Origin of the sequence: Streptomyces sp. NPDC057950, assembly GCF_042887295.1 — a bacterium.
GTDB classification, from domain to species: domain Bacteria; phylum Actinomycetota; class Actinomycetes; order Streptomycetales; family Streptomycetaceae; genus Streptomyces; species Streptomyces kaempferi.
Genome location: NZ_JBHVPP010000060.1, coordinates 1 through 1,946 on the forward strand (window position 1 = coordinate 1; position 1,946 = coordinate 1,946).

Genomic DNA, 1,946 nt, shown 5'->3' on the forward strand with positions numbered 1-1,946 from the left:
CGACCTTGCCGATGCTGCCGTCGGTGGCCTCGACCTTGTAGCCGATCAGGTCGGTGCCCGCGGCGTGGCCGGTGGTCGGCTGGTAGCCCCAGATGCTGTCGCTCATAAAACGGCTCCTTCTTCGATATCTTTCGCTTCCCCGCCGTCAGGAAATGCGGGGTTGTACAGGCGTCATCGAATTCGGTGACGTTTTCTCGGAACGCCGGGTGCCCTGTGCCCCGGATGCTACACATCGAATCCGCCGCGACCTCGGGACGCGGCGGATCCGACGTTTTCCCTGTGGAAACTTTCCGGGTTTGGACGCCGGATACGGGGTGAGGCGTGAGAGGGGGGGCGAGTCCTTCGGTCGGGATCAGCGCTGTTCGCGTGCGCGGGGAAGCGTCCCGCGTTCGATGCGCGACCGAGGAAATGCCTCCGCGGCGCATCCGCGACAGGCGGGACATGGGTATACATCGACAACGACGATGTGGCTCTGTCGTCGCCCCCATGCCGAGGAGCAGCACGTCATGGCCCAAGCAACTCATCCCGACCCCTGTGCCGCCGACCCGCGCCTGGACGTCGCCCTAGCCCGGGACTGCGAGGAATGCCGTGGCTGGGGGACCGTCGTCACCCCGGATCCGGACGGCTGTCTCGTCCTGTGCCCGGCCTGCCAGCGACCGGCCGAGGGCTGATTGCGAGCGCCGTCGCCATGAAGGGAGACCGCGGCTCGTTCGATCCTTTTCATGGGCCCGTCACTCTCCTTGGACACGTCGTCGGATCCGTCGTTAATGCGTGCGGTATTGCCGTGCGTGCGAACGGGAGATAATGAGATGGGTATCTCTGATGAGGCGGCCGGGAAATCCAACGAGTATGTGGTCCCGCCGTGCGGCCCGACGGCGTCGGCTGAGCCGAGTGGGCCGAGTCCTGCCCGGCGGACCTCCGAGCCCGACAGCGGCCGACGGGCGCCCATGTCGTCGCGTGCGTGAACACTTTTCGCCGGGACGCGAATCCGGCGTGCCGGAAGGTGTGGTGTGCAGCAGCCTGGATACGCGGGCCGCAGGGCACGCACTCGCCCCGGAGGTCACACGCCATGGACGGTCAGGACAACGAGGAAGTCATGGGCGACGAGGTCTATCAGCCCGAGGGCCCCGAGGGGCGCGAGGACGAGGGCATCCTCGACCCGGAGGACACGCTCTACGACCGCGGGTCGGACCCGTACGACGAGGGCTGGTCGCCGCCCGAGCGCCCGCTGGGAGTGGAGCACCAGGGCACCACCGCACGGGAGCAGCGGGAGGGCGAGAGCCTGGATCAGCGGCTGGCGGAGGAGGTGGCGGACCCGGCTCTCGAGGAAATGGAGACTGACGACGGTCTCGGTGACCTCCCGGACGGTGAGGGCGAGCCGCTGGACGACGAGGTGGGGCAGGAGCGCGCGGGCCGACTCGTGGCACGGGACGGTGGCGCGCACGAGGACGCCGAGAAGGACATGTTCGCCGAGGACGTGGGCATCGACGGCGGCGCGGCCGCAGCCGAGGAGGCCGCCGTCCACCGCATCCCGGACGACGACACCGACGTCCTCTGACCCGCGTGACAGGAAGTCCGCACCTCGGCGCGGCGAAGTGCGTTCCCGCAGCGGTGCTCGGGGGCTCACCAGGGATCAGCTCTGCGAAGAGGCCAGGGAGAAGGGCGTCGAGGGACGCTCCACGATGGACAAACAGCAGCCGCGCGAGGCGCTGGGCCGCTGAGCGAGCGGCCCGCCACGCGCCGTCCGGGCGGAACCCCGCTTCGGCGTGCCCTGGTCGGCGGGCCGACGGATCATCACGGGAAGGGCACCGGTGAAGGGTTCCGAGGCCGCCCCGCACCTCCATGGATCGTGATCCACTTTCGGGTGATGGGTTGGTGGGGGGTGGGGTGGTGGGGTGTGGCGGGTTGGGGGTGGGGGCGGGTGTTGGCAAGGGGTGTGGGTGTGT

Annotated in this window: 2 protein-coding genes and 1 pseudogene; 2 read left to right on the top strand and 1 reads right to left on the bottom strand. The window is 69.2% G+C overall.

Going from position 1 to position 1,946, the window contains the following annotated elements:
* Nucleotides 1–106 (bottom strand): annotated as a pseudogene (locus ACFVTC_RS42795) (PRC-barrel domain containing protein); the annotation flags it as partial.
* A 400-nt stretch (nt 107–506) separates the two neighbouring features.
* Here ACFVTC_RS42795 and ACFVTC_RS42800 point away from each other — a divergent pair.
* Together ACFVTC_RS42800 and ACFVTC_RS42805 are read left to right on the top strand one after the other, a co-directional pair.
* The gene (locus ACFVTC_RS42800; protein WP_390135255.1) at nt 507–671 is read left to right on the top strand and encodes a hypothetical protein; all 165 of its coding nucleotides are present in this window, start codon (nt 507–509) and stop codon (nt 669–671) included.
* Between the two features lie 398 nt (nt 672–1,069).
* Nucleotides 1,070–1,558, top strand: a complete 489-nt coding sequence (locus ACFVTC_RS42805) for a DUF5709 domain-containing protein (protein WP_390135257.1) — start codon at nt 1,070–1,072, stop codon at nt 1,556–1,558.
* Nucleotides 1,559–1,946 lie beyond the last annotated feature (388 nt).